The following is a 1,726-nucleotide window of genomic DNA, read 5'->3' as shown; positions in this document are numbered from 1 at the left end:
TCAACACCGCCGCCGTCGCCCGGCCCGAGCTGGTCGCCGAGATCGCGCAGCGGTTCGGCAACCAGGTGCTCGTGCTGTCGGTCGACGCCCGGCGCGGCGGCGGCACCGAGTCCGGGTTCGAGGTCACCACCCACGGCGGCCGCCGCGGCACCGGCATCGACGCCGTCGGCTGGGCAGCGAAGGCGGCCGAGCTGGGGGCGGGGGAGATCCTGCTGAACTCGGTCGACGCCGACGGCACCAAGGACGGCTACGACCTCGAGCTGCTGCGCGCGGTGCGCGCGGCCGTCGACGTGCCGGTGATCGCCAGCGGCGGCGCCGGTGCGCTCGCCGACTTCGCGCCCGCTGTGGGCGCCGGCGCCGACGCCGTCCTCGCGGCCAGCGTGTTCCACTTCGGCGACCTGCACATCGGCGAGGTCAAGAAGGCACTCGCGGAATCCGGTCATACCGTCCGCTAAGGCCGCGAGAAACGCATGCGGGTCGAAACACCGCAAGCCTCGCCGATGCCGCTAAGCTGGCGCGGTCCGCCGCGCGGCGGGCCCTGACACGACGCTTTCTGTTTCTTTGCGGCGACGCTCCGGCGTCGCCATGCCTTGAGGGGGGCACCAGTGAGGTCCTTGTCGTCTGCCCGCAGGTCGTCCGCGCTGGCCGCGGGCGCACTCCTGATCGTCGCCGCCGGGGCGCCGGCCGCGCTGGCCGCCGAGGAGCCGGCCGCACGCGGCGCGGCCACGCCGCTGTCGGCGAAGGGGGAGGGCGTCGGCGACCAGACCGTCGCCGACCTCGACACCGGCGGCCTGACCGCCGACGAGATCGTCCAGACGCTGGTCGGCGACGGCGTCACCGTCGAGAACGTGCAGTTCACCGGCAGCCCGCTCGCGGCCGGCCTGGCCGGCGGCTTCGACGACGTCTTCGGCGTCGCCGGCGGCGTCGCGCTGTCGTCCGGCGCCGTGGGCGGCGACCGCAGCTCGATCCTCGGCCCGAACGTCTCCGACGAGATGACCACCGAGCACGTCCTGCCCGGCGACCCCGACCTCGAGCCGCTGGCCGCGTTCCCGACCAACGACGCCGCCGTGCTCGAGTTCGACTTCGTGCCGGAGACCGAGCAGATCCGGTTCGACTACATCTTCGGCTCCGAGGAGTACGACGAGTGGGTCGGCTCGGAGTACAACGACGTGTTCGGCTTCTTCGTCAACGGTGAGAACTGCGCCGTCGTCGGTGAGGACGCTCAGCCGGTCTCGATCAACACCATCAACGGCGACGTCAACTCCGGGCTGTACGTCGACAACGAGCTCGACGACGAGGGAGTCGCCGGCCACGCCACCGAGCTGGACGGCTTCACGACGGTGCTCACCTGCGCCGCCGACGTCGTCGCGGGCGAGACCAACCACATCAAGCTGGCCATCGCCGACGCCTCGGACCGCGCGCTCGACTCCACCGTCGTCATCGCGGCGGGGACGTTCGAGGCCAACCACCCGCCGGTCGCCGACGATCAGGCCGTCGAGACGTATGTCGACACCCCGGTCGAGATCGCGCTGACCGGCACTGACGAGGACGGTGACGAGCTCGGCTACGAGGTGGTGTCCGATCCGGAGCACGGCACGCTCAGCGGCGAGGCGCCCGATCTCACGTACACGCCGGCCGAGGGCTACGTCGGTGAGGACGCGTTCACGTTCACCGTCTCCGACGGCACCGCGGTGTCCGAGCCGGCCACGGTGACCGTCAGCGTCGT

Annotated in this window: 2 protein-coding genes; both read left to right on the top strand. The window is 72.0% G+C overall.

Going from position 1 to position 1,726, the window contains the following annotated elements:
• A partial coding sequence (gene hisF, locus DY240_RS22810; protein WP_233552836.1) for an imidazole glycerol phosphate synthase subunit HisF occupies nt 1-455 on the top strand: 455 nt, incomplete at its 5' end.
• 159 nt (nt 456-614) lie between these two features.
• Nucleotides 615-1,726, top strand: a 1,112-nt coding sequence (locus tag DY240_RS22805) for a choice-of-anchor L domain-containing protein (RefSeq protein WP_119662085.1), incomplete at its 3' end; no start/stop codon positions are given.

Origin of the sequence: Jiangella rhizosphaerae (assembly GCF_003579925.1) — a bacterium.
Classification (GTDB): Bacteria; Actinomycetota; Actinomycetes; order Jiangellales; family Jiangellaceae; genus Jiangella; species Jiangella rhizosphaerae.
The sequence above is the reverse complement of the archived record's forward strand: the minus strand, read 5'-3'. Positions and strand labels throughout refer to the sequence as shown.